The organism is Peribacillus sp. FSL E2-0218 (assembly GCF_037992945.1).
GTDB classification, from domain to species: Bacteria; Bacillota; Bacilli; order Bacillales; family DSM-1321; genus Peribacillus; species Peribacillus simplex_B.
The window spans coordinates 314,043-339,951 of sequence record NZ_CP150304.1 but is presented as its reverse complement, the minus strand read 5'-3'; the positions used below and the strand labels follow the sequence as shown (position 1 = coordinate 339,951).

Sequence of the window (25,909 nt, the reverse complement as noted above, 5' to 3'; positions counted from 1 at the left end):
TAAGCAATGATTACATCATGCCGCCCATTCCACCCATGCCGCCCATGTCAGGCATGCCCATGCCGCCAGCGCCTGCTGGTTCTGGTTTGTCCGCAACAACAGCTTCTGTTGTTAAGAACATGGCTGCAACTGATCCAGCGTTTTGTAGAGCTGAACGAGTTACTTTAGTTGGATCGACGATACCGGATGCGATCATGTTGACCCATTCGCCAGTAGCTGCGTTGAAGCCAGTGCCTACTGCTTCGCCTTTTAGGCGTTCTACGATTACAGAGCCTTCAAGTCCAGCGTTGTGAGCGATTTGGCGTACAGGCTCTTCGATTGCACGAAGGACGATTTTCACGCCTGTTGCTACGTCGCCTTCCGCTTGGATTTCAGCGATTTTATTGTATACATTAAGAAGTGCTGTACCACCACCGGCTACGATACCTTCTTCAACAGCGGCACGAGTGGAGTTCAATGCATCTTCAATACGAAGTTTACGTTCTTTTAATTCTGTTTCAGTGGCAGCACCAACTTTGATGACCGCTACACCGCCAGCTAATTTAGCAAGGCGTTCTTGTAATTTTTCACGGTCGAATTCAGAAGTCGTTTCTTCCAATTGAACACGGATTTGGTTTACACGAGCTTGGATTTGCGCTGTATCTCCAGATCCTTCAACGATCGTTGTGTTTTCTTTTGTAACAACCACTTTAGAAGCACGTCCTAAAGATTCGATTGTTGCAGATTTAAGGTCAAGTCCGATTTCTTCAGTGATTACTTCGCCGCCTGTAAGAGCTGCGATGTCTTCAAGCATTGCTTTACGACGGTCACCGAAACCAGGAGCTTTAACCGCAACTGCATTGAATGTTCCACGAAGTTTGTTCACAACAAGAGTTGCAAGCGCTTCGCCTTCTACATCTTCAGCAATCAATAATAGCGGTTTACCTTGTTGTACAACTTGCTCAAGTACAGGAAGGATTTCTTGGATATTCGTGATTTTTTTATCTGTGATCAAGATATATGGATTTTCAAGGACTGCTTCCATTTTATCTGAATCAGTAACCATGTATGGAGAGGCATATCCGCGATCGAACTGCATACCTTCTACTACGTCCAATTCTGTTGTGAAACCTTTCGACTCTTCGATTGTGATGACGCCGTCGTTACCAACGCGCTCCATTGCTTCCGCAATCAGTTGGCCCACTTCTTCATCAGCTGAAGAGATGGCAGCAACTTGTGCAATCGATTCTTTGTTTTCGACAGGTTGGGAAATGGCTTTCAATTCTGCGATGGCAGAGTTGACCGCTTTCTCGATCCCTTTGCGGATACCCATTGGGTTCGCACCAGCTGTAACGTTTTTCAAACCTTCGCGGATCATCGCTTGTGCAAGAACCGTTGCAGTCGTAGTACCGTCACCAGCTACGTCGTTTGTTTTGCTTGCTACTTCAGCAACCAATTTCGCACCCATGTTTTCGAATGCATCTTCCAATTCGATTTCTTTAGCGATCGTCACACCGTCATTCGTGATAAGCGGTGAACCGAATTTTTTCTCAAGAACCACGTTACGGCCTTTTGGTCCAAGCGTTACTTTAACTGCATCTGCAAGTGCGTCCACACCACGAAGCATGGAGCGGCGTGCTTCTTCACTAAATTTGATTTCTTTAGCCATTTTTAAGTACCTCCCTAAAATTTTAAGAAAATTTTTCGTTCAGTTAAGTATGATGTATAATTAGCCGATTACAGCCAAAATGTCGCTTTCACGTAAAATTAAGTATTCAGTATTTTCGTATTTAACTTCAGTACCTGCATATTTTGAGAAGATAATTAGATCGCCTTGGGCAACCTCTAAAGCAACACGTTCGCCATTTTCAAGGACACGGCCAGTACCGACTGCTACTACCTTACCTTCTTGTGGCTTTTCTTTTGCAGTATCAGGAAGAACAATACCGCTTGCCGTTTTCTCTTCAGATTGAACTAGTTCAATAATAACGCGATCACCTAATGGTTTTAACAAGTGAAACAACCTCCTCATATTCTCTTGATAATGTGCTTCATGATTATTAGCACTCTTCATCATCGAGTGCTAACACATTTATAATATTAAATAAACCGAGCCTTTTTTGCAAGTATCTTATCGAAAATTTTTTATTAATTTCTGATAAATTCCGGGTATACTACATTAACATAATGATTAGATACGGAAATGTTTTTGCAGGGGTACCTTTGAGTGGTGTTCTGCCTCATTATTTGATACCATTTTGGAGTATGCGTTTATCGATTTTCCCCTGTCAGGAACGTTTTCAGGCGAAATGGGCGACTAAATAAAAGGAGTTTTCATCTTTGAAAAAAGAATATTGGTTCGTCATCATCACTTACATTGCCATGCAATTATCCAGTATTGTCGGGGTACCCATCTTCATGCTGATTGGGACTTCAACCGGAATGCCTGCTGATGAACTTGAGCAAAAGTCTGCAGCATACTGGATCGTATTCAGCTTTTTCGTTGCATTAGCCTTGATTCTTTTTTTAATGAGAAAAGATATGAAGGAAAAGATGGACACAAGCAACCAAGCTCCCGTTTCCGAATCGATATTGTGGGCGATAGGCGGTGTGTTCCTGGCCCTGGCTGCTCAAGCGGTCGCTGGGATCATTGAACAAAATCTTGGTGTGGAGCCTGAATCGGAAAATACGCAGCAACTCATTGCAATCATTTCCCAAGTCCCCATGGTCATTTTCGTCACTTCAGTACTCGGACCAATCATGGAAGAAATCATTTTCCGGAAGATCATTTTCGGATCACTTCATAAACGCTTTAACTTCTTCATTTCCGCTGTACTTAGCTCGGTTATTTTCGGCTTGGCGCATGGTGAATTGGAGCATCTGCTTTTATATACGGCAATGGGCTTTACCTTTGCTTTTCTTTATGCGAAAACAGGCCGCATCCTCGTGTCCATGAGCGCACATATTGCGATGAATACGCTTGTCGTCATCTTTCAAGTCGTGAATCGCGAGCAAATTGAGAAGATGCTGGATACTGCTCAAGCCTTCATCGGAGGTTTATTATGAAACGACAGTCACCCTTGTTCATCGGAATCATCTATGCAGGCTTAGGTGTCCTTTTTACGGCGATTGCGGTGCAAACCGTCAATTCGTCAGGATGGGGCATCTTCGCCTACATACTTGTCCTTATCGCGACGCTTGATTTTGGATCGGGCTTACGGATGATCATGATCCATTTTAAGATCAAGGCAGCGCAAAAAAATAAGAAAAAATAAAAAAACGCTGCAAATGTGCAGCGTTCAGTTTGTAGACAAAAGGGGTTCGGAATTAAAAAATTCCGAACCCCTTTTGAAATTCCTTTGAAATTTTGACCAAAGGTTACGAGATTTGGGCTCTTCGAGCCACTATGTTAAGCCATTTTAGGACCTTGCCATGTCCAAGTGGCCATCTTCTTTACATTCATGGCAGCGAAAGTAAGCATCGCCTGCATCGACAATTTTTTAAGTCCCCTTAAAGTAGTCCAACGCATACCATGCTTTTCTTTTGCATCTGCGAATACACGCTCAATCGTTTCTTTGCGTTTCGCATATATAGGTTTTACCTCTTGATGATGACGCAGATGATCTGCTTCTTCCACATATGCTTGCCAGATATGCCGTGTCACTACTTTTTGATGGTCTTTGCTTTCCGTACACCGTGATAAAAATGAGCATGTTGCACAAATTTGTTTGGGCGATTTGTATTCGCGATAGCCCTCTTTATTTGTTGTTGAGTACTTTAAAGTTTCTCCCGAAGGGCAAAGGTAACAATCAAAGTGTTCATCGTAAACATAGTCATGTTTGCGAAAGAATCCTTCTTTTGTACGAGGACGTGTATAGGGTAAAGCAGGTGTGATTTCTTTGTTAAATAGGTAGCTTGTAATCGCTGGTGTTTTATAAGCTGCATCTGCGGCAACTGCTTCTGGTTTTCCAACTTTCTCAATCACTTGCTCAACAAGTGGCTCCAAAATATGACTGTCATGTGTATTACCAGGTGTTACAATCGTTCCCAATACAAAACCGTTGCCGTCTGCGGCCGCATGGAATGAATAGGCAAACTGTTTTGTTCGTTCATCTTTCACATAGTAGCCACTCTCAGGATCCGTAGTACTTTCTTTAATTGCTTTGGTTTCTTCCTTATCAAATTTATCTGGTGGAAAAGGCTTCTTTCCGTGGTTTTCACGATCTTGATTGATTTCTTCTTGAAGACGTCCTTGATACGCTCGTGTTTCTTTACGAACGATTTTCTTTTCAAATTTCCGTTTATTCGCACTGGCTTTCACATGTGTGGAATCCACGAAAACGTGTTCTACACTTATTACCTTTTTATTAGCAGCTGTCATTAAAATGCGACAGAAAATCTGTTCAAACAGGTCTGTATCTTTAAAGCGTCGCTCATAATTTTTTCCGAACGTAGAGAAATGAGGCACTTTATCATGGAAACAACCAACGATAAGCCATATTGGTTTCAACTTCTTCAATCGTTTTACGCATGGAACGAATACCGAAGGTATATTGAATGAAAGTCAGTTTAACTAAAATAACTGGATCAATACTTGGGCGTCCTACCTCTGAGTACATATCTTTCACCAAGTCATAAATGAAAGTGAAGTCAATGGCAGCCTCCATTTTACGAACCAAATGGTTCGGTGGCACCAGTTGATCTAAAGTAATCATTTCAAGTTGATCTCGCTGAATAGTATCATGTTTAGAAAGCATCCTCATCACCTCAAGTTTTAATACTTCAATTTTAAAACAAAAATGACTCCAGTCAAAAGTGTTCTATCTAAAAGGTAAGACAAAGTTGATTGGAACGGAAGGTACGAGACTCCTGCGGGAAAAGCGCGTCTAGGGGAGACCCCGCAGGCAAAGCCGAGGAGGCTCCCCGACCGCCCGCGGAAAGCGAGTGCCTGGAGTGGAAATCAACGTCTAAATTGTACAGGCCATAAAAATAGACAAACTCGATTTTCATCGAGTTTGTCTACAGTCTGAACGCTGCAAATGTGCAGCGTTTTTTCATTCTTCTAATGCCGCTTCCTCCACTACCGGATAATGCTTCAAAAAGTAGATGAGCGATTGGAGCTCCACGGCAAGGTCAATGTGGTGCACCCTTATGGATGGCGGCACCGTCAGCCGCGCAGGGGTGAAATTCAATATCCCTTTAATGTCCGCTTTGACCAGGCGATCGGTAATCGTCTGAGCCACTTGTGCAGGGACTGTCAAGATAGCAGCCGTGATATTATTTTCCTGCAATAGTGTATCGATTTGGTCCATATGATAAATCGGCACGTCAGCTATTTGCTTCCCTACCTTGTCTTCAGAAACTTCAAATGCCATTTCGATCTTTGTATTATTATTTTTTATGAAATTGTAATTCAAGAACGCAGTCCCTAAATTCCCTACCCCGATCAAAGCGACTTTCGTCAGCTCATCTTGATCCAGGGTTTTCCTGAAGAAGGATAATAAATAATTGACATTGTAGCCGTAGCCTTTTTTCCCAAGCGCGCCAAAGTAGGAAAAATCGCGGCGAATGGTGGCAGAATCCACTTTTACAGCTTCGCTTAACTCTGCCGAGGAAACTCTTTGTTTTCCTGAGGAGTGTAAGTTCTTTAAAAATCGATAGTACAGTGGCAACCTTTTTGCAGTTGCCTGCGGTATCTTTGGGTCATGGTTCATCATTCTTCCCCGCCTTCACACATGCTTTTCAATCTCTATTTGTTTGATTTACTTGTCTTCTATAATCGCTGCTGGATACTCCACCGGTTTTCTCGACTAAGAATGTAGGCCCGATTACCATCCCCTTATCCAAGGCCTTACACATATCATATACAGTAAGGGCAGTCACGGATGCAGCTGTTAACGCTTCCATTTCCACACCTGTACTCCCTTTGGTCTTGGCTTCCGTTTCAATCCCAAGTCTATATCCCTTTGGTTCCTTTTCCCAATCAAAGGCTATATTGACCCCCTGCAGTGCAATGGGATGGCACATCGGGATGATATTGGACGTATTCTTGCTGGCCATGATTCCCGCAACTTGGGCGACAGCCAAAACATCACCCTTTTTCATTTTCTGGTTGGTGATCGCTTCATATATTTCATCGTTCACCATAATGCTCGATCGAGCCGTGGCCGTCCGGGTCGTTTCCGGCTTGGCACTCACATCGACCATTTTTGCCCTGCCTTGATCATTGAAATGCGTCAAGTCTGCCATTAAATAACCCCTCCTAAATAATACACTATTATTCCACTTTATGTAACAGCTTGTTTTGGCCCGGAACCAAGCTATTGCCGATAATAACTATAATACGTTACACTAACAATAATCAATTGAGGTGAAACTATGATTTTATTACAAATCAATCAACTATCAAAATATTACGGAGCTGAACTTATTTTATCAAACATGAAGCTCGAAGTTCAGAATAAAGATCGAATTGCACTTGTCGGGCGGAATGGTGCGGGTAAATCCACATTGCTGAAAATCATAGCCGGCCAGCTATCGCATGATGGCGGTGAAATCATCAAGCCAAAAGGTGTCACGATCGGCTACATGGCACAGGATACCGGCCTTGAATCCGAGCTGACCATCTGGGATGAGATGCTGACCGTATTCAAGGATCTTATGGATCAAGAGAAGGAGCTGCGCCGCCTTGAAGCGGATATGGCCAAGCCTGATATCTTTGGAAATGAAGCCGTGTACCAAAAGGTGCTCAACGAATATGACGCACTGATGGTCGCATTCAAGGAAAAGGGCGGTTATCAGTATGAAGCGGATATCCGTTCCGTATTGCATGGCCTTCAGTTTGCAGACTTTGACTACTCTACCCTGATTTCCACATTGAGCGGCGGCCAAAAAACGAGGCTTGCGTTAGGGAAGCTGTTGCTAAGGAAACCGGATATATTGATACTCGATGAGCCGACGAACCATTTGGATATCGAAACCCTCTCATGGCTTGAACAATATTTACAGAGCTATCAAGGCGCTGTCCTCATCGTTTCCCATGACCGTTATTTCCTCGATAAAGTGGTCAATCAGGTTTATGAAATTTCCCGCAATAATATGAAAAAGTATTATGGGAATTATAGTTCCTACCTGGAGGGAAAAGCCGAGGATTATGAGCGGGACATGAAGCTGTTCGAGAAACAACAGGGGGAAATCGAAAAGCTCCGCGACTTTGTCCAACGGAACATCACAAGGGCGTCGACCACGAAAAGGGCGCAAAGCAGGCGCAAACAGCTTGAAAAGATGGACGTGCTGGACAAGCCGCAAGGTGATGAGAAATCCGCCAATTTTTCATTCCAGATTGAGAAGCAAAGCGGAAACGAAGTGCTCCACCTTCAGGATTTGGCGATCGGTTACGAAGATGAAACGGTTTCCAAAAACATTAACTCGCGGATGACGAAAGGCGAAAGCATAGCGCTAGTCGGTCCGAACGGGGTTGGAAAATCGACATTACTGAAGACGATCATCTCCAAGCTGCCTGCACGTGCCGGATCTTTCCGTTTCGGAACGAACGTCGAGGTCAGCTACTACGATCAAGAACAAGCCAACCTTATTTCCAATAAGCGCGTACTCAATGAATTATGGGATGACTATCCCCTTAAACCGGAAAAGGATATCCGCACGGTTCTCGGGAATTTCCTTTTTAGCGGGGACGATGTTTTGAAAACCGTGTCCACTTTAAGCGGCGGGGAAAAGGCCCGGCTGGCGCTGGCCAAGATGATGATGGAGAAAGGGAATTTCTTGATACTGGATGAGCCCACGAACCATTTGGATCTCGACAGTAAATTGGTGCTTGAAAATGCGTTGATCGATTATCCGGGAACGATACTTTTCGTCTCACATGACCGTTATTTCATAAATAGAATTGCCACCAAGGTCATCGAGCTCTCCAAGGAAGGCAATGAGGAATTCCTTGGTGATTATGATTATTATGTAGAGAAAAAACAAGAGCAAGCGGAGATCAAGGCGCTTGAACAGGAAAATCAAGCGAAAATCGTAGATGTGGCTGTCGAAAAAACGAATTACAAGATCGATAAGGAAGCTAAAAAGGCTGAACGGCAGAGAAAGCGGCGGATAGAGGAAATCGAAGCGGCCATGGAGCAGCTTGAAGCCGAAATAAACGAATACAATGAACTCCTTTGCGACCCAAATGTCTTTCAGGACCACGAAAAGGTGATGGAGGTCCAAACAAAGCTCGATCAAGCCCAAGAAACATTGGACCAGCTCCTCGAGGAATGGGCGGAACTGGAAGAATGACAAAAGACCAGAGTCTGATGACTCGGTCTTTTCTTTTTGAATGAAAAAGACAATTAAAGTTATCCACACATTTATTAACAAAACAATTACCCTTCACTAGCGAACAATTAGAGTTATACACATTATCCACAGAAACATATCCACTTATCCACATAATCACCTGTTTATACACATGACGTTCGATTTCCCCAAAATAATTATCCACAGAATATTCTATTTTTAATAAAACGGGGCAAAAAACAGGATCCCTCAATAGGGATCCTGTCTTCTCATTCTTTAAAACATTTCTATATCCAATCCAGGGTTTCCGTTCAAATCCATTCCGGAGCGTTTACCCTTTTCGAACATTACACTTCCAGCAGCACCGATCATCGCCGCATTGTCCGTGCAAAGATAAAGGGGAGGGATGGATAGATCGATAGGCAACTCCAAAAATGCCTCCGTTAACGCTTCCCTTAGCCCTTTATTCGCAGCAACTCCCCCTGCAAGCAATACCTGTTTAACATTGTACTCTTTGGCAGCCTTCACAGCCTTCACGACGAGAACTTCTATTACGCTCGCCTGGAAGCTGGCAGCCAAATCTTCAGGTTCAATCTTTTCCCCGCGCTGTTCTGCATTATGCAAAGTATTGATCACGGCGGATTTCAATCCACTGAAGGAAAAGTCATAGCTGCCTTCCAGCCACGCCCGGGGAAGCTTCAATGAAGGTGAACCCATTTGGGCAAGCCTATCGATATGCGGACCGCCTGGATAAGGAAGCCCCAAGGTCCGTGCCACTTTATCATAGGCCTCCCCTGCTGCATCATCACGCGTCTCCCCTATCACCTTGAAGGAGCCCGGTTCTTCCAAAAGGACCAATTCGGTATGGCCGCCTGAAACGACCAAAGATAATGCAGGGTATTCAATTTCCTGAATAAGCCGATTCGCATAAATATGGCCGGCAATATGGTGTGTCCCTACAATCGGGAGTCCATGGGCGAAAGCCACCGCTTTAGCCGCATTCACACCTATCAGGAGTGCCCCTACCAGACCAGGGCCCTCTGTAACAGCTATCGCATCCAAATCTTCATAGCTCACACCTGCCTGGAGCAGGGCTTCTTCAATTACAATCGTAATTTGCTCCACGTGATGACGCGAGGCTATTTCAGGGACGACCCCGCCAAAACGTTTATGGCTTTCTATTTGTGAAGCCACGACATTGCTTACTATCTCTGTTCCATTTTTGATGACCGCAGCCGCGGTTTCATCACAGCTCGTTTCTATTCCTAATATAAGTTGATCTGTTTTCATGCAAAATTCACCCACATAACATAAGCATCTTCTAGATTATCTGTATAATAATTCTTCCGGATTCCACCCTTTTGAAAACCTAGCTTTTCATAAAGTGTAATGGCCACTACATTACTGACACGAACTTCAAGAGTCATCCTCACCACACCCATGGCAATGGAGATCTCAACCATCTTCCTGAGCAAGGCTTCCCCAAGCTTTTGCCCTCGATATTCGGGCAGAATGGCAATATTGGTGATGTGCGATTCATCGATGACGATCCATGCACCGCAATAACCGGCAATTTTCCCCTCGTCCTCTATTACCATGTATACGGCATATTGATTATGATTCAATTCATTATAAAAAGCTTCCCGGCTCCAAGGCAGAGTAAAGGACTGTGTTTCCACGTGCAGCACTTGGTCGATATCTTCCGTTTTCATCTTTCGGAACGTCATTGTTTTACTCATAATAATCGGTCGCTTTCTTTTTTATTTCCCCTGCTGTTCAAGCCACTTAGCTTCTGCTTCCGCCATGCGTATATAGTTCGGTACAAACTTGTGAATATCCTCTTCCGTCTTGTTAAGGCCAAGGAAAGCCAGTTCGCTTGGTCTTGAGTTGAAGGACTGTATCGGGGCAAATACGGCTGATTCGCCCAGTGAGTCCGTGATTGCCTCCCGATGGATATCTGCATCTTGGCCAACAAATAAAATGGGACGATCCAATCCCTTCAATCGTTTCGCCCATTCAGAGGATAGGATATTACAATCTTCCATCACCGTTTTTAACAGATTATTGTCCATTTCATATAGACCGGTATAAATCTGCCCTCTTCTTGCATCGAACAAGGGAGAAATCAGCCCATTAAAATGGCGTCCATTAGCGGCCAATGCTTCCAGACTCGAAACGCCTGATAACGGTATTTGAAGCGTCCAGGCCAAAGTTTTGGCGATTGTCACACCAATCCTTACTCCTGTATAAGAGCCTGGCCCCTTGGCGACCACTATCTTGGTCAATTCCTTTGGAGCGGTATCACAATCCTTAAGCAGCGTTTCAATGGCCGGCATGACCCGAACTGAATGATTTTTCTTCAAATTTGTCGTGTACTCTCCAATTACCTGATTGCCATCCACAAGGGCGACCCCTAATGTGAAGTTCGATGTATCTATCGCTAAAACTTTCATCAAATAATCTCCTTACATAACTTTACATACCGGTCACCTTTAGGTTCCAGGACAATCCGCCTGCTAGTATCACCGAGACGATAAATATAGATGGTCAGGATTTCATCTGGAAGCTGATCCTTTATTATATGTGCCCATTCAACGACAGTCACACCATCACCTTCAAAATATTCATCGAATCCTAAATCTTCTTCGGATTCACTAACCCGGTATACATCCATATGAAATAAAGGCAATCGGCCCATGTATTCCTTTATAATCGTAAAAGTTGGGCTGTTTACCGTTCTGGAAACGCCTAACCCTTTGGCCAGGCCTTTGGTAAATGCCGTTTTCCCTGCACCCAAGTCGCCTTCCAAGGCCAATACATCACGGCTTGAAAGCCTTTGGGCCAGCTTCTGTGCAAACTGCGCCGTTTCTTCTTCATTTTGAGAAATCCATTCAACATGCTGCATATATCAATCACCTTTTATCATTATTAGCAAAATCATCATCCGGATTTTGACGTGAACCAGAAACGATATTTAACACGATGGTCAAAGAGCTCTATATGTAGTTTACCTTGTTTCAAAAGAAGAAACAAATAAGTTAAGGTCTTATTATTCGCATTTTGGATAAAACAAAAAAACGAAACATAAGTTTCGTTTTTTTCATGATTGCGGGGACAGGATTTGAACCTGCGACCTTCGGGTTATGAGCCCGACGAGCTACCGGACTGCTCCACCCCGCGACGGTATAAATGATGCTTTATGAAATTGATTACAGCTTGGCGGCGTCCTACTCTCACAGGGGGAAACCCCCAACTACCATCGGCGCTGAAGAGCTTAACTGCCGTGTTCGGAATGGGAACGGGTGTGACCTCTTCGCTATCGCCACCAAACATATAATCATTTTCCAGTACATCTCTTATCATAACATATATGATTTTGAAATGCAAGAGGGAATTTTCATTCCTTCAAAACTAGATAATAAGAAGGCCTTTCATTTTTTAAAGCGTTGGTTAAGTCCTCGATCTATTAGTATCAGTCAGCTCCACATGTCGCCACGCTTCCACCTCTGACCTATCAACCTGATCATCTTTCAGGGATCTTACTAGCTTGCGCCATGGGAAATCTCATCTTGAGGGGGGCTTCATGCTTAGATGCTTTCAGCACTTATCCCGTCCGCACGTAGCTACCCAGCTATGCCTTTGGCAAGACAACTGGTACACCAGCGGTGCGTCCATCCCGGTCCTCTCGTACTAAGGACAGCTCCTCTCAAATTTCCTGCGCCCGCGACGGATAGGGACCGAACTGTCTCACGACGTTCTGAACCCAGCTCGCGTACCGCTTTAATGGGCGAACAGCCCAACCCTTGGGACCGACTACAGCCCCAGGATGCGATGAGCCGACATCGAGGTGCCAAACCTCCCCGTCGATGTGGACTCTTGGGGGAGATAAGCCTGTTATCCCCGGGGTAGCTTTTATCCGTTGAGCGATGGCCCTTCCATGCGGAACCACCGGATCACTAAGCCCGACTTTCGTCCCTGCTCGACTTGTAGGTCTCGCAGTCAAGCTCCCTTGTGCCTTTACACTCTACGAATGATTTCCAACCATTCTGAGGGAACCTTTGGGCGCCTCCGTTACTCTTTAGGAGGCGACCGCCCCAGTCAAACTGCCCACCTGACACTGTCTCCCACCCCGATAAGGGGCGCGGGTTAGAATTTCAATACAGCCAGGGTAGTATCCCACCAACGCCTCCACCGAAGCTAGCGCTCCGGCTTCTCAGGCTCCTACCTATCCTGTACAAGCTGTACCAAAATTCAATATCAGGCTGCAGTAAAGCTCCACGGGGTCTTTCCGTCCTGTCGCGGGTAACCTGCATCTTCACAGGTACTATAATTTCACCGAGTCTCTCGTTGAGACAGTGCCCAGATCGTTACACCTTTCGTGCGGGTCGGAACTTACCCGACAAGGAATTTCGCTACCTTAGGACCGTTATAGTTACGGCCGCCGTTTACTGGGGCTTCGGTTCAAAGCTTCGCTTGCGCTAACCTCTCCCCTTAACCTTCCAGCACCGGGCAGGTGTCAGCCCCTATACTTCGCCTTGCGGCTTCGCAGAGACCTGTGTTTTTGCTAAACAGTCGCCTGGGCCTATTCACTGCGGCTTTTCCGGGCTATTCACCCTAAAAAGCACCCCTTCTCCCGAAGTTACGGGGTCATTTTGCCGAGTTCCTTAACGAGAGTTCTCTCGCACACCTTAGGATTCTCTCCTCGCCTACCTGTGTCGGTTTGCGGTACGGGCACCTTACATCTCACTAGAGGCTTTTCTTGGCAGCGTGGAATCAGGAACTTCGGTACTATATTTCCCTCGCCATCACAGCTCCGCCTTAATGGAAACGGGATTTGCCTCGTTTCCGGCCTAACTGCTTGGACGCGCATATCCAACAGCGCGCTTACCCTATCCTTCTGCGTCCCCCCATCGTTCAAACGATGTATAGGTGGTACAGGAATATCAACCTGTTGTCCATCGCCTACGCCTTTCGGCCTCGGCTTAGGTCCCGACTAACCCTGAGCGGACGAGCCTTCCTCAGGAAACCTTAGGCATTCGGTGGAAGGGATTCTCACCCTTCTTTCGCTACTCATACCGGCATTCTCACTTCTAAGCGCTCCACCAGTCCTTCCGGTCTGACTTCAACGCCCTTAGAACGCTCTCCTACCATCGACACCCTACGGTGTCAATCCACAGCTTCGGTGATACGTTTAGCCCCGGTACATTTTCGGCGCGGAGTCACTCGACCAGTGAGCTATTACGCACTCTTTAAATGGTGGCTGCTTCTAAGCCAACATCCTGGTTGTCTAAGCAACTCCACATCCTTTTCCACTTAACGTATACTTTGGGACCTTAGCTGGTGGTCTGGGCTGTTTCCCTTTCGACTACGGATCTTATCACTCGCAGTCTGACTCCCAAGAATAAGTATTTGGCATTCGGAGTTTGACTGAATTCGGTAACCCGTTGGGGGCCCCTAGTCCAATCAGTGCTCTACCTCCAATACTCTCATCTTGAGGCTAGCCCTAAAGCTATTTCGGAGAGAACCAGCTATCTCCAGGTTCGATTGGAATTTCTCCGCTACCCACACCTCATCCCCGCACTTTTCAACGTGCGTGGGTTCGGGCCTCCATTCAGTGTTACCTGAACTTCACCCTGGACATGGGTAGATCACCTGGTTTCGGGTCTACGACCTCATACTCATTCGCCCTATTCAGACTCGCTTTCGCTGCGGCTCCGTCTCATCAACTTAACCTCGCATGAAATCGTAACTCGCCGGTTCATTCTACAAAAGGCACGCCATTACCCATTAACGGGCTTTGACTACTTGTAGGCACACGGTTTCAGGATCTATTTCACTCCCCTTCCGGGGTGCTTTTCACCTTTCCCTCACGGTACTGGTTCACTATCGGTCACTAGGGAGTATTTAGCCTTGGGAGATGGTCCTCCCTGCTTCCGACGGGATTTCTCGTGTCCCGCCGTACTCAGGATCCACTCAGGAGGGAACGAAGTTTCAACTACAGGGTTTTTACCTTCTTTGACGGACCTTTCCAGATCGCTTCATTTACCCCGTTCCTTTGTAACTCCATGTTGAGTGTCCTACAACCCCAAGAGGCAAGCCTCTTGGTTTGGGCTAATTCCGTTTCGCTCGCCGCTACTCAGGAAATCGCGTTTGCTTTCTCTTCCTCCGGGTACTTAGATGTTTCAGTTCCCCGGGTCTGCCTTCAGTACCCTATGTATTCAGGTAAAGATACTGTTCCATTACGAACAGTGGGTTTCCCCATTCGGAAATCTCCGGATCAAAGCTTACTTACAGCTCCCCGAAGCATATCGGTGTTAGTCCCGTCCTTCATCGGCTCCTAGTGCCAAGGCATCCACCGTGCGCCCTTTCTAACTTAACCGTTAAAAAAGTCTTACAGATGCTTTGAAAAAATTAATTGCCTTCTATCTATTATCTAGTTTTCAAGGAACAAAGTGGAGAGAATTCATCACATCGTGATGCCTCTACCTTCATTGAATGAATTACTCATTCAAAACTGAACAAAACAAAAGCGCACTCGTATTATCCTTAGAAAGGAGGTGATCCAGCCGCACCTTCCGATACGGCTACCTTGTTACGACTTCACCCCAATCATCTGTCCCACCTTAGGCGGCTGGCTCCATGAAGGTTACCTCACCGACTTCGGGTGTTACAAACTCTCGTGGTGTGACGGGCGGTGTGTACAAGGCCCGGGAACGTATTCACCGCGGCATGCTGATCCGCGATTACTAGCGATTCCGGCTTCATGCAGGCGAGTTGCAGCCTGCAATCCGAACTGAGAATGGCTTTATGGGATTCGCTTACCTTCGCAGGTTTGCAGCCCTTTGTACCATCCATTGTAGCACGTGTGTAGCCCAGGTCATAAGGGGCATGATGATTTGACGTCATCCCCACCTTCCTCCGGTTTGTCACCGGCAGTCACCTTAGAGTGCCCAACTGAATGCTGGCAACTAAGATCAAGGGTTGCGCTCGTTGCGGGACTTAACCCAACATCTCACGACACGAGCTGACGACAACCATGCACCACCTGTCACTCTGTCCCCCGAAGGGGAACGCCCTATCTCTAGGGTTGTCAGAGGATGTCAAGACCTGGTAAGGTTCTTCGCGTTGCTTCGAATTAAACCACATGCTCCACCGCTTGTGCGGGCCCCCGTCAATTCCTTTGAGTTTCAGCCTTGCGGCCGTACTCCCCAGGCGGAGTGCTTAATGCGTTAGCTGCAGCACTAAAGGGCGGAAACCCTCTAACACTTAGCACTCATCGTTTACGGCGTGGACTACCAGGGTATCTAATCCTGTTTGCTCCCCACGCTTTCGCGCCTCAGTGTCAGTTACAGACCAGAAAGTCGCCTTCGCCACTGGTGTTCCTCCAAATCTCTACGCATTTCACCGCTACACTTGGAATTCCACTTTCCTCTTCTGCACTCAAGTTCCCCAGTTTCCAATGACCCTCCACGGTTGAGCCGTGGGCTTTCACATCAGACTTAAGGAACCACCTGCGCGCGCTTTACGCCCAATAATTCCGGACAACGCTTGCCACCTACGTATTACCGCGGCTGCTGGCACGTAGTTAGCCGTGGCTTTCTGGTTAGGTACCGTCAAGGTACCAGCAGTTACTCTGGTACTTGTTCTTCCCTAACAACAGAACTTTACGACCCGAAGGCCTTCTTCGTTCACGCGGCGTTGCTCCGTCAGACTTTCGTCCATTGCGGAAGATTCCCTACTGCTGCCTCCCGTAGGAGTCTGGGCCGTGTCTCAGTCCCAGTGTGGCCGATCACCCTCTCAGGTCGGCTACGCATCGTCGCCTTGGTGAGCCATTACCTCACCAACTAGCTAATGCGCCGCGGGCCCATCTATAAGTGACAGCGTAAACCGTCTTTCCATCTTCCCTCATGCGAGAAAAGAACGTATCCGGTATTAGCTCCGGTTTCCCGAAGTTATCCCAGTCTTATAGGCAGGTTGCCCACGTGTTACTCACCCGTCCGCCGCTAATCTCAGGGAGCAAGCTCCCATCGATTCGCTCGACTTGCATGTATTAGGCACGCCGCCAGCGTTCGTCCTGAGCCAGGATCAAACTCTCCGAAGAAATGTTTGACTTGCTCATTTGCTTTTTTGATAGTGTGTGCTCACTTAAAATTTAACGTTGGCGCTTTGTTTTGTTCAGTTTTCAAAGAGCAATAATGGAGCGGGTGAAGAGAATCGAACTCTCATCATCAGCTTGGAAGGCTGAGGTTTTACCACTAAACTACACCCGCATTTATATTTTCTTGAAATGTTACGAGAAAGGATGGTCGGGAAGACAGGATTCGAACCTGCGACCCCTTGGTCCCAAACCAAGTGCTCTACCAAGCTGAGCTACTTCCCGTAAAAAAATGGTGCGCCCGGCGGGAGTCGAACCTACAACCTTCTGATTCGTAGTCAGATGCTCTATCCAATTGAGCTACGGGCGCTAATTTCTATGATGTTAATGGTGCGGCCGAGAGGAGTCGAACCTCCACGGGGTTTCCCCCACTAGGCCCTCAACCTAGCGCGTCTGCCATTCCGCCACGACCGCGAAAGCGACTTCGTAAGTATAACACCCTTTTCATCTTGATGTCAAGAAGAAAATTATCAGTGCGGGTGAAGGGACTTGAACCCCCACGCCTTGCGGCGCCAGATCCTAAGTCTGGTGCGTCTGCCAATTCCGCCACACCCGCATACAAAATGGTGAGCCATGAAGGATTCGAACCTTCGACCCTCTGATTAAAAGTCAGATGCTCTACCAACTGAGCTAATGGCTCTAAAATAAAAATGGCTGGGCTAGAAGGGATCGAACCTTCGCATGACGGAATCAAAATCCGTTGCCTTACCGCTTGGCTATAGCCCAATGACTTGTGATAATTAACAGTCAGGTTAATATTATATCACAATAACTTTATTTTAGCAAGTGTTTCTTAAAAAAATAATGGCGGTCCCGACGGGAATCGAACCCGCGATCTCCTGCGTGACAGGCAGGCATGTTAACCGCTACACCACGGGACCATGTTGATATGTAAGAGAGTGACCCATACGGGATTCGAACCCGTGTTACCGCCGTGAAAGGGCGGTGTCTTAACCGCTTGACCAATGGGCCTTGATATAATATGTAACTGGCGGAGAAGGAGGGATTTGAACCCTCGCGCCGCTTACGCGACCTACACCCTTAGCAGGGGCGCCTCTTCAGCCTCTTGAGTACTTCCCCAAAAAAATGGCTCCGCAGGTAGGACTCGAACCTACGACCGTTCGGTTAACAGCCGAATGCTCTACCACTGAGCTACTGCGGAATAATGTAAATGGGTTCCTTTTTCATGCTCAAGGACCTTCGTGTTTGTCGTGAAGAACAAGTTGTTATCTTGTCGACTCTTATGATTATAAAGAGGTTGCAACTTAAAGTCAAGCGTTCTTTTGTGTTTTTTTATATTTTTGTTTCACCCTCTAAAAACCCCCGGTAGATCAAGGTTCCGCGGCATTTTCCACATACGAAACGGGAGGTGTCAATTCGTTTTTTTCTCATATATACCTGCTGACAGTCTTTACATTTATATTGAATCGTATTCATTTTTCTCTTTAATTGATTTGATGGCAGCGGCTTGCAAAATCTCGGAGCCCCTACCTCCATGAGTAAACGCTTGAAGTCCGCATCACGATGCTGATACCCCTTTTTTCCGATGTGAAGGTGATAATGGCATAATTCATGCTTTATGATACCAATGATTTCGTCGATCCCGCGTTCATCAAGATACTTCTTGTTAATTTCGATATTATGTGATCGCAATAAGTATCGACCTCCTGTCGTTCTAAGGCGCGGATTAAAACTGGCAAGGTGTTTAAATCTCCTATTAAAGTCTTTCAACGATATTTCCTCTACTAGCTTTTGCAATTCCCGATTATCCATTTCCCCCTCCTATTCCCTGGTAACAGGACAACCCATTATAACATAGACTAATAATACAAGAGGAGACTAAGGGAGGAAAAGCTATGCCTAATTGGTTCCAGAATCAAATTCGTAAAGCCTTTTATGAAAAGGATTATCATCAAGTGAAGATGTTGAATCAATGCTGGTTTTTTTATCAAAGGAAAGAAAGCCCCGGTTATATATATCCCAAAAAAACTCCTTCCAATTAAAGAAGGAGCTTGCCGCAAGCTAGTTTTGTTCCTTTGGTTCGAGCATCGTCAAAGATACCCTTTGCTTTTGAGCGTCGACTTGTTCGACCCAAACCGTCACCACATCCCCAACGGCCACTATATCCAGCGGGTGCTTAACGAACCGATTGCTAAGTTTTGATATGTGCACCAATCCGTCTTGTTTAACACCAATGTCCACAAACGCACCGAAATCCACGACGTTCCTCACTGTACCTTGCAATTCCATTCCAACTTGCAGATCCTCCATTTTCAGCACATCCTGCTTAAGCAGAGGTTTTGATAATTCATCCCGAGGATCTCTTCCCGGCTTCAGTAAATCCTCTATTATATCTTTGATCGTGATTTCCCCAATGTCCAATTCATCGGCCAATTGAGCTGGGTCTAATTTGGTTAACTCCGCATTCAATGCGTCATCGCCTAAATCAGCTGAAGTGAACCCCATCTTCTTCAACAGCTTATTGACGGCACCGTAGTTCTCTGGATGGATCGCGGTTTGATCCAAAGGCTCTTCGCCATTAATGATACGCAGGAACCCTATGCATTGTTCATACGTTTTCGCACCTAGCCTTGGGATTTTCTTCAATTCCTTCCTGCTTGAAAACTTCCCTTCCGCTTCCCTTTTCTTGACGATATTTTGAGCAACGGATTTTGATAAACCAGCTACATATTGCAATAAGGAAGATGAAGCGGTATTGACGTTCACTCCCACTTGGTTAACAGCTGTTTCCACGACAAAGGAGAGGGATTCGCCCAGTTTTTTCTGGGAAACATCATGTTGATATTGGCCTACCCCAACTGATTGGGGGTCAATCTTCACAAGTTCAGCTAATGGGTCTTGAAGCCTTCTCCCTATCGATACGGCACTTCTCTGTTCCACTTGCAGATCCGGAAACTCTTCTCGCGCAATGTCCGAGGCAGAATATACACTGGCTCCCGCTTCGTTGACAATGATATAGGAAATATTCCCTTTGACATCTTTTAATATATCGGCAATGAACTGCTCCGATTCCCGTGACGCGGTCCCATTGCCAATCGCCACGATCTCAACCGAGAATCGCTGAAGTATCTCGATCGTTTTTTCACGCGCGGCCTGAAGCTTTGCAGCCGGTGGATGCGGGTAGATGACACTGATGTCCAGCACCTTGCCCGTTTCATCGACGACAGCCAATTTACATCCCGTTCGGTAGGCAGGATCGAGGGCAAGTACCACCTTTCCCTTAAGCGGAGGCTGCAGGAGCAGATTTCGCAGGTTTTCCGAAAATATATGAATGGCTTGATCCTCTGCTTTTTCAGTCAGCTCCTTCCTGATTTCCCGCTCTACGGATGGCATGATCAAACGTTTGAAGCCATCTTCAATCGCAGATATCAGTATATCTTTTGCATCGGCATGACCATTTTTTATGATTTTTCTCTCAAGATGACCAATGATGATTTCAGTTCGCGGCTGAATCGATATCCGTAGCACTTCTTCCTTTTCCCCTCGATTAAGCGCCAAAACCCGATGCGGTACGATCCTTTGAACAGGCTCTTCGTATTCATAATACATTTCAAAGATTCTTTTCTCGTCCTTTTCTTGATTCTTAACAACCGAAATCACTTTTCCGGCTTTAAAAATCTCTGCCCTAATCCACTTTCTCAATTCTGCATCATCGGAAATATGTTCAGCTATTATATCCTGTGCTCCTGCAACAGCCTCTTCAATAGAAGAAACTTCTTTTTCTTCCGAAATGAATTCCGCGGCTTTTTCATTCACTCGGGCATCCATATGGCATTCAAGCAGCCAATTGGCAAACGGCTCAAGCCCCTTTTCTTTCGCGACAGTGGCTTTCGTTCTCCTTTTTTGCTTGAACGGCCTGTATAAATCCTCGACTTCCTGCAGTTTTGTTGCCTTATCGATTTGCCTTTTTAATTCATCCGTCAATTTCCCCTGTTCACCGATTGAACGGGTAACTTCCATTTTCCTTTGGCCGAGGTTCTCTAGATAATTCCATCTTTCCATGATCGAACGAATCTCGACTTCATCAAGCGAACCTGTCATTTCTTTTCTATAACGGGCAATGAAAGGAACTGTATTCCCTTCCTGCAGCATTTGTATAACGTTTTGAACCTGGTGATTTTTCAAACTTAGCTCATTGGATATTTGTTTAATCAATTCTTTTAACGTATCTTCAACAACGATCATAACGTTTCCCTCCAGCCTTTCGAACTCATATATATAGTCTAGCAAATCAGGAATGAAGTTGCGAATTCCATATAAAAAAGCTCACTTCCGAATTACAACGAAAGTAAGCTTCCTAAAATGAATGTCGTATCATCTGCAGTTGCTGGACTGCTTTCCAATATGGATTTAGCGTTCAATTCGATAGGGGCCTGCCTTTTCAAAAATGATTTAGCACCCTTAAGCTCAAGGCCATCAGAGTAAAGAATGAATTTTGCATCCGGTTCATATTTGTATCTTTCCGTCCTGTATTTTTGTTTCCTGCCCGATAGATAACCTGTTACGGGCAACGGGTAGACAAGCTTGTCGACCTTGGGATTATACAGGAAGAAACGGATGTTACCAACGGAACTGTATACAAATTCATTCTTTTCATAAAAAATTTTCAAAATGGATACGGCCGCCCCCCGTTTGTCGATTAAAACCTGATTGCATACAGCCATCAGTGATTCGACATCCAATTCATGATTGCGTTTGACTTCTTCGATGACGGCATGGGAAGATTCGTACGCATATTTACCACTGCCGAGCCCATCTGCCAAAACACATACAAAGTATTCTTTCGTATGAAGAAAAAAATAATCATCACCACAATAGACCATTCCGTTTTTGGAGGATTGGGAGACGAGGATTTCAATTTTTTCTTCACGCAGAATAGCTTTAATCACTGTATTAACTCCGAGTTTTCAGCGTTAATCGCCTCTTGAAGCTTCTTGATTGCACGGCGCTGGAGCCTTGATACATGCATTTGGGAAATCCCAAGCTTATCGCCCGCTTCTTTTTGGCTTAAGTTTTCTAAATAGGTATGTTGGATGATCATCTTTTCACGGTCGCTCAAAACATGAAGCACCTTTTCAAGAACAAGGCGTTGATTGACCCTTTCAAACCCTTCATCCACATTCCCGAATATATCAAGCAAGGTGACGGTACCGCCATCGGAATCCGCTTCGATGGAATGATCGACAGATAAAGCTTGATAGCTTTTCCCCATCTCCATCGCTTCCAAAACCTCTTCTTCCGTCACGCCTATGCTATCGGCTATTTCATCGATCCTTGGCGAACGATGCAGCGTCGTCGTCAGTTCCTCGACCGTGACCCTTATTTTCGGTCCCAGTTCCTTTATTCTTCTTGGAACATGGACACTCCAGGTCTTATCACGCAAAAACCTTTTGATTTCACCGATTATGGTAGGAACGGCAAATGCTTCGAAGCTTTTGCCGAATGATTCGTCATATCGTCTGATGGCACCTAATAAACCAATCATGCCGACCTGAGAAATATCCTCCTGAAATGATTTGCCTTTTGCGTACTTACGCGAGATCGTTTCAACCAAACCTTTATAATGGATGACTAGATTGCTTTGCGCTTCGTCATCTTGGTTCTGCTGATACGCTCTGATCCACTCGTTTACTTGTTCTCTTTGTGCCTGATTAGGTTGAGACTGTTTTTGCATCCATCTCCACCTGCTCTCCTTCTAAAAACTTAGTCATAAAAACTGTAACCCCGTCATGCTGATGAATTTTCACATCATCCATCAAAGTTTCAATGAGGTAAAGGCCCAAGCCTCCCTCTCTCATAAGTTCGACTTTTTGCCCATTTTCGTATGGTCCGAGACCTTGGCGAACTTCTTCGAAATTACAGCTCTTACCACTATCAGAAACCATGACCTCCAAGCGGTCTGGATAAAGGCCGAAACTGACCTTCACTTCCCCTTTTTCCGAATCCTTATACGCATGCTGCACTGCATTTGTACAAGCTTCACTTGTAGCGATCTTCAAATCCTCGATTTCCTCATACGCAAATCCCATACGGCTTCCTATTCCAGAAAGTGTTAAACGAATGACACCGATGAACTCTGGTTTTGCAGGTATTTTCATTTCGATGTAATCATATACTTGACTCATTCTAACCCACCCTCTGTACCACTTTTTATATCAATGATATCTGCAAGACCTGTAATATCAAATAAACGTCGCAGCCTTTCCGATAAACCAACTAAAGTGAATTCGCCATTATTCGCACGCACGCTTTTGAATGCACCGACAAACACTCCAAGACCCGTGCTATCCATGTAGGAAACTTCAGTCAAATCGATGGTGATCTTGACGTTGTCCCGTTCCGATATCGGGAATAGTGACTCCCTTAACTTCGGCGCAGTGTAAGCATCGATTTCACCTTTTAATTTCACTATAAATTCAGTATTCAATTCATTGACATCTACTGTTATATTCATCCTTGACCCACCTCTTCAAATCCTCTTCATTCTTATATCTATACCCAGAGAAAAAAAAGCTAAACATTTGATTTCAAAATTATTAAGGTGAAATCATCCCTTAGCTGGAAGTTCTGCATTTTCTCCAATTGCTTATATATATTATTCACCATTTCCTGGGCTTGTAGATGCATATTCTTCTTAATGAAACCAATAATTGTGTCCCTTTCTATAAATCCATCATTCGTCCGGCATTCCGTCACTCCATCAGATAATAAGATGATCATGTCCCCACGGTTCACCGTCTTTTCATATTGGCGGTACCTCGTCTTCTTATCGACTCCAAGCAAAAGACCTTTCGCATCCAAATCACTGAAAGTCCCTGAAGCGGCGTCATAATAAAAACCCGGTTCATGGCCAGCCGAAGCATAGGAGAATTTCCTGTCATGCGGATCATATAACCCATAGAACATCGTTATGAACATGCTCGGATCGACGTTATGCTCAACCACACGGTTCAAACTCTCAAGCACACTGTTCGGTTCATGCCGGTGCTCAGGAAGACTATCCATGGCATATTTGATCATGGACATGCACAAGGCCGCAGGGATCCCTTTGCCGATGACATCTGCTATCCCCACTCCGATCCGCTCATTTTCATCTTGGACGAAGTGATAATAATCTCCATTCATCTGTCTGGCAGGAACACTTATCGCCCCAATTTCAAGAGACTTTATATCGGGTATTTCCGTTTCCAAAAGGGTATGCTGCACGTTTGCCGCAATTTCTATTTCCGTTTTCAATTCCTGCTGTTGATGTCTGAGGCTTTGATGTTCACGGTAGGCAATTCCATATCCCATCATGACTTCAAGCAGGAAATCGAAAGAATCCATCACTTTCCCAGGTAAATCGGGGTAAAGTTCCATTAAGTTATTTTTATGCATACTGATGATTTCTTCTGGAGATATATTGTATTTAATATGTAGGCGGCTAATCTTTTGCCCTTGATAGAGTGCCTGCTCATTTTGGTCTTTAAGATAAGTAGAAAGCGCCTCATGATACTTTTTCTCCATGTTCTCCCTATTATCCATAGTCCCCCCTAACGGAGCCATTTCGTAGCGACAATCGTAGTCCCTTCACCTGGTGTCGATTCGATATCGAATTCATCCATCAAGCGCTTGGCACCAGGAAGCCCTGCACCCAATCCCCCTGAAGTGGTATACCCATCTTCCATGACTCTGCGGATGTCCTCAATTCCAGGCCCCTGGTCCTCTGCAATGATTTTCAATCCTGACTTCCCGTTTTGGTTAAGCTTTTCTATGCTTACACTGCCTTGTCCGGCATATAGGTAAATATTTCGGGCCAATTCGCTTATAGCCGTGGTGATCCTTGCCTGGTCGACAGTGCCGAACCCCAGCTCTTTAGCGACATTTCTTCCTAGCTGCCTTGCAGCTACAATGTCCCATTCATTAATTATTTTTACGCAGGATTGGAACTCCATTCTTTAATCCCCCAATTCCTGTTGTAATTTCTCCAGGCCCTTCTCTAAATCTAATGCTGTCATGACATCATCGAGACTGATTCCAAGTTCGATCAATGTTATTGCAACAGCTGGCTGGATTCCCGTAATTACAACCTTTGCCCCCATAAGCTTAGACATACTAAAAACATCGCCTAATACCTTTGCGATAAAAGAATCAATAAAATCTATTGAGGTAATATCTATGACAACGCCATTCGCGCTCGTTTCATGAATCTTATGCAACAAGTCCTCTTGAAATTGAAGGGCGGTCACATCATCCAATTCCCACTGTATCGAGACTAACAAGCAGTCATAAAGCTTTAATATCGGAATCCTCATCCTTATCCCTCCACCTCTACGATCTTGCGGCTCGTTAATTCCAACGCGACTTCTATTCCTTTTTTCAATGTGTTTTTGGTAATCACTTCATTTAGGTTAATCCCAAGATTAACGATGGTTTGGGCTATTTCCGGCCGTATGCCGCATAGGATGCATTTAGCTCCAACCAAACGGACCGCTTCCGCTGCCTGAATGATATGATGTGCAACCATCGTATCCACTACCGGTACACCCGTTATATCAATGAGGACGACTTCGGATCTATGCTGTACCACGCCGGTCAAGAGGTTTTCCATTATCTGTTTGGCGCGCTCCGTATCAATGGTGCCGATCAGCGGCATGACCGTAATACCCTCCAATACAGGAATGAGCGGTGCTGAAAGCTCCTGCAAGGCTATCTTCTGCATCGACACCGTTCTTTCCCAGGTTTGCGTATATATATTGACGATTTCATTGTTTATCGGTGTGGCCCACTTATCCAAATGATTAACAAGATTGACTTGATTATCCGGAGTCACCAGACCCTTTTCCACCATTCCATTAATGACAATCAACGTGAATTTATGAAGTCCTTCGTTGACGAATGTAAGAGGCCATCCCAATTGGACGACTTTCTCGGCAAAATCCGAAAGCTTCAATGTGAATTCCTTGTTCTTACTATCTACATTCGTGATGATCATATCGATAAATTCACTGCTCGTTTGCGTGAACATACGATCAGAAACAACTTTTAGCAGTCTTTCGTCCGTACTTTCCTTCATGATATCCATCCACTCAGTCAGGATGTAATCTTGATTTTGCTTAATAAAATCGTAAACCAATTGATTCATAATATCCTCCCATTCTAACACAATTGCTATGTTTTCCTGTCCTCGTCACAAGGATGTTAACTAACTGTAATGATGTTTCCATCTAGCCTTTCCATAGGTTTCCCCCTGGCACTTTCGTTTTCACTTTAACTATTTACAACATAACTTTATACCCGTTATCCGTTTAAAAAAACATATTTCAAGGAAAACATCACAACCCCGCCCTAATGACGCACCGCTCCAGACGGGTTTGATTGTACACTATTTTTATTCGTCAATTTTTTCATATTTCCTGCTCTAATGACCCATTATCACAAAACGGGGTACGCCCCCCCCTTATTTCAATCATAAAA

The 25,909-nt window shown here is 45.2% G+C and carries 22 protein-coding genes, 12 tRNA genes, 3 rRNA genes and 1 pseudogene; 4 read left to right on the top strand and 34 right to left on the bottom strand.

Annotation, left to right across the window (positions count from 1 at the left end; all coding sequences use genetic code 11):
• Nucleotides 1–10 precede the first annotated feature (10 nt).
• Nucleotides 11–1,648: a chaperonin GroEL gene (gene groL, locus MHI53_RS01750; protein WP_100533498.1), complete on the bottom strand. Its 1,638-nt coding sequence runs from the start codon at nucleotides 1,646–1,648 to the stop codon at nucleotides 11–13.
• A 60-nt stretch (nucleotides 1,649–1,708) separates the two neighbouring features.
• Complete coding sequence (gene groES / locus MHI53_RS01745; protein ID WP_061142109.1) at nucleotides 1,709–1,993, bottom strand: co-chaperone GroES; 285 nt, start codon at nucleotides 1,991–1,993, stop codon at nucleotides 1,709–1,711.
• Nucleotides 1,994–2,319: 326 nt separating this feature from the next.
• On the opposite strand from groES, the gene MHI53_RS01740 reads away from it, so the two are divergent.
• Nucleotides 2,320–3,045, top strand: a complete 726-nt coding sequence (locus MHI53_RS01740; protein ID WP_061142108.1) for a type II CAAX endopeptidase family protein — start codon at nucleotides 2,320–2,322, stop codon at nucleotides 3,043–3,045.
• Nucleotides 3,042–3,254: a YdiK family protein gene (locus tag MHI53_RS01735; RefSeq protein ID WP_061142107.1), complete on the top strand. Its 213-nt coding sequence runs from the start codon at nucleotides 3,042–3,044 to the stop codon at nucleotides 3,252–3,254. The genes MHI53_RS01740 and MHI53_RS01735 overlap by 4 nt, the downstream gene beginning before the upstream one ends.
• A 134-nt stretch (nucleotides 3,255–3,388) precedes the next feature.
• Here the strand turns inward: MHI53_RS01735 and MHI53_RS01730 are convergent.
• From MHI53_RS01730 to moaC, 3 genes and pseudogenes are all read right to left on the bottom strand, one after another.
• Nucleotides 3,389–4,736 (bottom strand): annotated as a pseudogene (locus MHI53_RS01730) (IS1182 family transposase).
• Nucleotides 4,737–5,033: 297 nt separating this feature from the next.
• The gene (locus tag MHI53_RS01725; RefSeq protein ID WP_057915804.1) at nucleotides 5,034–5,696 is read right to left on the bottom strand and encodes a redox-sensing transcriptional repressor Rex; all 663 of its coding nucleotides are present in this window, start codon (nucleotides 5,694–5,696) and stop codon (nucleotides 5,034–5,036) included.
• Between the two features lie 25 nt (nucleotides 5,697–5,721).
• Entirely contained in the window at nucleotides 5,722–6,228 is a 507-nt protein-coding gene (moaC, locus tag MHI53_RS01720; RefSeq protein ID WP_061142106.1) for a cyclic pyranopterin monophosphate synthase MoaC, read from the bottom strand.
• A gap of 129 nt (nucleotides 6,229–6,357) precedes the next feature.
• On the opposite strand from moaC, the gene MHI53_RS01715 reads away from it, so the two are divergent.
• Entirely contained in the window at nucleotides 6,358–8,277 is a 1,920-nt protein-coding gene (locus MHI53_RS01715) for an ABC-F family ATP-binding cassette domain-containing protein (RefSeq protein ID WP_061142105.1), read from the top strand.
• A gap of 276 nt (nucleotides 8,278–8,553) precedes the next feature.
• Here the strand turns inward: MHI53_RS01715 and tsaD are convergent, their stop codons facing one another.
• The 20 genes from tsaD to MHI53_RS01615 form a co-directional block, all read right to left on the bottom strand.
• Nucleotides 8,554–9,567 carry a tRNA (adenosine(37)-N6)-threonylcarbamoyltransferase complex transferase subunit TsaD gene (gene tsaD, locus MHI53_RS01710; protein WP_061142104.1) on the bottom strand — a complete coding sequence of 338 codons (1,014 nt, stop codon included), beginning with the start codon at nucleotides 9,565–9,567 and terminating at the stop codon, nucleotides 8,554–8,556.
• Nucleotides 9,564–10,016 carry a ribosomal protein S18-alanine N-acetyltransferase gene (gene rimI, locus MHI53_RS01705; protein ID WP_061142103.1) on the bottom strand — a complete coding sequence of 151 codons (453 nt, stop codon included), beginning with the start codon at nucleotides 10,014–10,016 and terminating at the stop codon, nucleotides 9,564–9,566. Before rimI ends, tsaD begins: the two co-directional genes overlap by 4 nt.
• 21 nt (nucleotides 10,017–10,037) lie before the next feature.
• Complete coding sequence (tsaB, locus tag MHI53_RS01700; RefSeq protein WP_061142102.1) at nucleotides 10,038–10,730, bottom strand: tRNA (adenosine(37)-N6)-threonylcarbamoyltransferase complex dimerization subunit type 1 TsaB; 693 nt, start codon at nucleotides 10,728–10,730, stop codon at nucleotides 10,038–10,040.
• The gene (gene tsaE / locus MHI53_RS01695) at nucleotides 10,730–11,182 is read right to left on the bottom strand and encodes a tRNA (adenosine(37)-N6)-threonylcarbamoyltransferase complex ATPase subunit type 1 TsaE (RefSeq protein ID WP_061142101.1); all 453 of its coding nucleotides are present in this window, start codon (nucleotides 11,180–11,182) and stop codon (nucleotides 10,730–10,732) included. Before tsaE ends, tsaB begins: the two co-directional genes overlap by 1 nt.
• A 201-nt stretch (nucleotides 11,183–11,383) precedes the next feature.
• Nucleotides 11,384–11,457: transfer RNA gene (locus tag MHI53_RS01690), tRNA-Met, on the bottom strand.
• A gap of 34 nt (nucleotides 11,458–11,491) precedes the next feature.
• Nucleotides 11,492–11,607 (bottom strand): 5S ribosomal RNA (rrf, locus tag MHI53_RS01685).
• A 116-nt stretch (nucleotides 11,608–11,723) separates the two neighbouring features.
• Nucleotides 11,724–14,656: ribosomal RNA gene (locus tag MHI53_RS01680) — 23S ribosomal RNA — on the bottom strand.
• Nucleotides 14,657–14,827: 171 nt separating this feature from the next.
• A 16S ribosomal RNA gene (locus MHI53_RS01675) occupies nucleotides 14,828–16,378 on the bottom strand.
• The 16S, 23S and 5S rRNA genes sit together here with 12 tRNA genes alongside, the layout of an rRNA operon.
• A 95-nt stretch (nucleotides 16,379–16,473) precedes the next feature.
• A tRNA-Gly gene (locus tag MHI53_RS01670) sits at nucleotides 16,474–16,547 on the bottom strand.
• Between the two features lie 33 nt (nucleotides 16,548–16,580).
• A tRNA-Pro gene (locus tag MHI53_RS01665) sits at nucleotides 16,581–16,657 on the bottom strand.
• Between the two features lie 8 nt (nucleotides 16,658–16,665).
• Nucleotides 16,666–16,742, bottom strand: a tRNA-Arg gene (locus MHI53_RS01660).
• 18 nt (nucleotides 16,743–16,760) lie between these two features.
• Nucleotides 16,761–16,846: transfer RNA gene (locus MHI53_RS01655), tRNA-Leu, on the bottom strand.
• A 60-nt stretch (nucleotides 16,847–16,906) separates the two neighbouring features.
• Nucleotides 16,907–16,988: transfer RNA gene (locus tag MHI53_RS01650), tRNA-Leu, on the bottom strand.
• Nucleotides 16,989–16,996: 8 nt separating this feature from the next.
• Nucleotides 16,997–17,072, bottom strand: a tRNA-Lys gene (locus MHI53_RS01645).
• Between the two features lie 11 nt (nucleotides 17,073–17,083).
• A tRNA-Gln gene (locus tag MHI53_RS01640) sits at nucleotides 17,084–17,158 on the bottom strand.
• Between the two features lie 79 nt (nucleotides 17,159–17,237).
• Nucleotides 17,238–17,313, bottom strand: a tRNA-Asp gene (locus MHI53_RS01635).
• A 19-nt stretch (nucleotides 17,314–17,332) separates the two neighbouring features.
• A tRNA-Glu gene (locus MHI53_RS01630) sits at nucleotides 17,333–17,404 on the bottom strand.
• Nucleotides 17,405–17,421: 17 nt separating this feature from the next.
• Nucleotides 17,422–17,512 (bottom strand) — tRNA-Ser (locus MHI53_RS01625).
• 7 nt (nucleotides 17,513–17,519) lie between these two features.
• A tRNA-Asn gene (locus MHI53_RS01620) sits at nucleotides 17,520–17,594 on the bottom strand.
• 131 nt (nucleotides 17,595–17,725) lie between these two features.
• Nucleotides 17,726–18,205, bottom strand: coding sequence for a SprT family protein (locus MHI53_RS01615; protein ID WP_340372616.1), 480 nt, complete (start codon nucleotides 18,203–18,205; stop codon nucleotides 17,726–17,728).
• Nucleotides 18,206–18,288: 83 nt separating this feature from the next.
• Between MHI53_RS01615 and cmpA the strand changes: the two genes are divergently transcribed.
• Nucleotides 18,289–18,435, top strand: coding sequence for a cortex morphogenetic protein CmpA (gene cmpA / locus MHI53_RS01610; RefSeq protein WP_340372615.1), 147 nt, complete (start codon nucleotides 18,289–18,291; stop codon nucleotides 18,433–18,435).
• 19 nt (nucleotides 18,436–18,454) lie between these two features.
• On the opposite strand, the gene MHI53_RS01605 is transcribed toward cmpA, so the two are convergent.
• The 9 genes from MHI53_RS01605 to MHI53_RS01565 form a co-directional block, all read right to left on the bottom strand.
• Nucleotides 18,455–20,638, bottom strand: a complete 2,184-nt coding sequence (locus tag MHI53_RS01605) for a Tex family protein (protein ID WP_340372614.1) — start codon at nucleotides 20,636–20,638, stop codon at nucleotides 18,455–18,457.
• 92 nt (nucleotides 20,639–20,730) lie between these two features.
• Nucleotides 20,731–21,342 (bottom strand): PP2C family serine/threonine-protein phosphatase, encoded by a 612-nt coding sequence (locus tag MHI53_RS01600; protein ID WP_260320323.1) that lies wholly within the window; start codon nucleotides 21,340–21,342, stop codon nucleotides 20,731–20,733.
• Nucleotides 21,339–22,127, bottom strand: a complete 789-nt coding sequence (sigB, locus tag MHI53_RS01595) for an RNA polymerase sigma factor SigB (RefSeq protein ID WP_061143980.1) — start codon at nucleotides 22,125–22,127, stop codon at nucleotides 21,339–21,341. The genes MHI53_RS01600 and sigB overlap by 4 nt, the downstream gene beginning before the upstream one ends.
• Nucleotides 22,105–22,578 (bottom strand): anti-sigma B factor RsbW, encoded by a 474-nt coding sequence (rsbW, locus tag MHI53_RS01590; RefSeq protein WP_057915601.1) that lies wholly within the window; start codon nucleotides 22,576–22,578, stop codon nucleotides 22,105–22,107. The genes sigB and rsbW overlap by 23 nt, the downstream gene beginning before the upstream one ends.
• Nucleotides 22,575–22,907, bottom strand: coding sequence for an anti-sigma factor antagonist (locus MHI53_RS01585; RefSeq protein WP_061143979.1), 333 nt, complete (start codon nucleotides 22,905–22,907; stop codon nucleotides 22,575–22,577). Before MHI53_RS01585 ends, rsbW begins: the two co-directional genes overlap by 4 nt.
• Before the next feature lie 59 nt (nucleotides 22,908–22,966).
• Nucleotides 22,967–23,977, bottom strand: a complete 1,011-nt coding sequence (locus MHI53_RS01580; RefSeq protein WP_340372613.1) for a PP2C family protein-serine/threonine phosphatase — start codon at nucleotides 23,975–23,977, stop codon at nucleotides 22,967–22,969.
• A gap of 8 nt (nucleotides 23,978–23,985) precedes the next feature.
• Nucleotides 23,986–24,387 carry an anti-sigma regulatory factor gene (locus MHI53_RS01575; RefSeq protein ID WP_061143977.1) on the bottom strand — a complete coding sequence of 134 codons (402 nt, stop codon included), beginning with the start codon at nucleotides 24,385–24,387 and terminating at the stop codon, nucleotides 23,986–23,988.
• Between the two features lie 3 nt (nucleotides 24,388–24,390).
• Nucleotides 24,391–24,747 (bottom strand): STAS domain-containing protein, encoded by a 357-nt coding sequence (locus tag MHI53_RS01570; protein WP_061143976.1) that lies wholly within the window; start codon nucleotides 24,745–24,747, stop codon nucleotides 24,391–24,393.
• Nucleotides 24,748–24,749: 2 nt separating this feature from the next.
• A complete protein-coding gene (locus MHI53_RS01565) occupies nucleotides 24,750–25,577 on the bottom strand; it encodes an RsbT co-antagonist protein RsbRA (RefSeq protein ID WP_340372612.1) in 828 nt (275 codons plus the stop codon).
• Nucleotides 25,578–25,909: the final 332 nt, after the last annotated feature.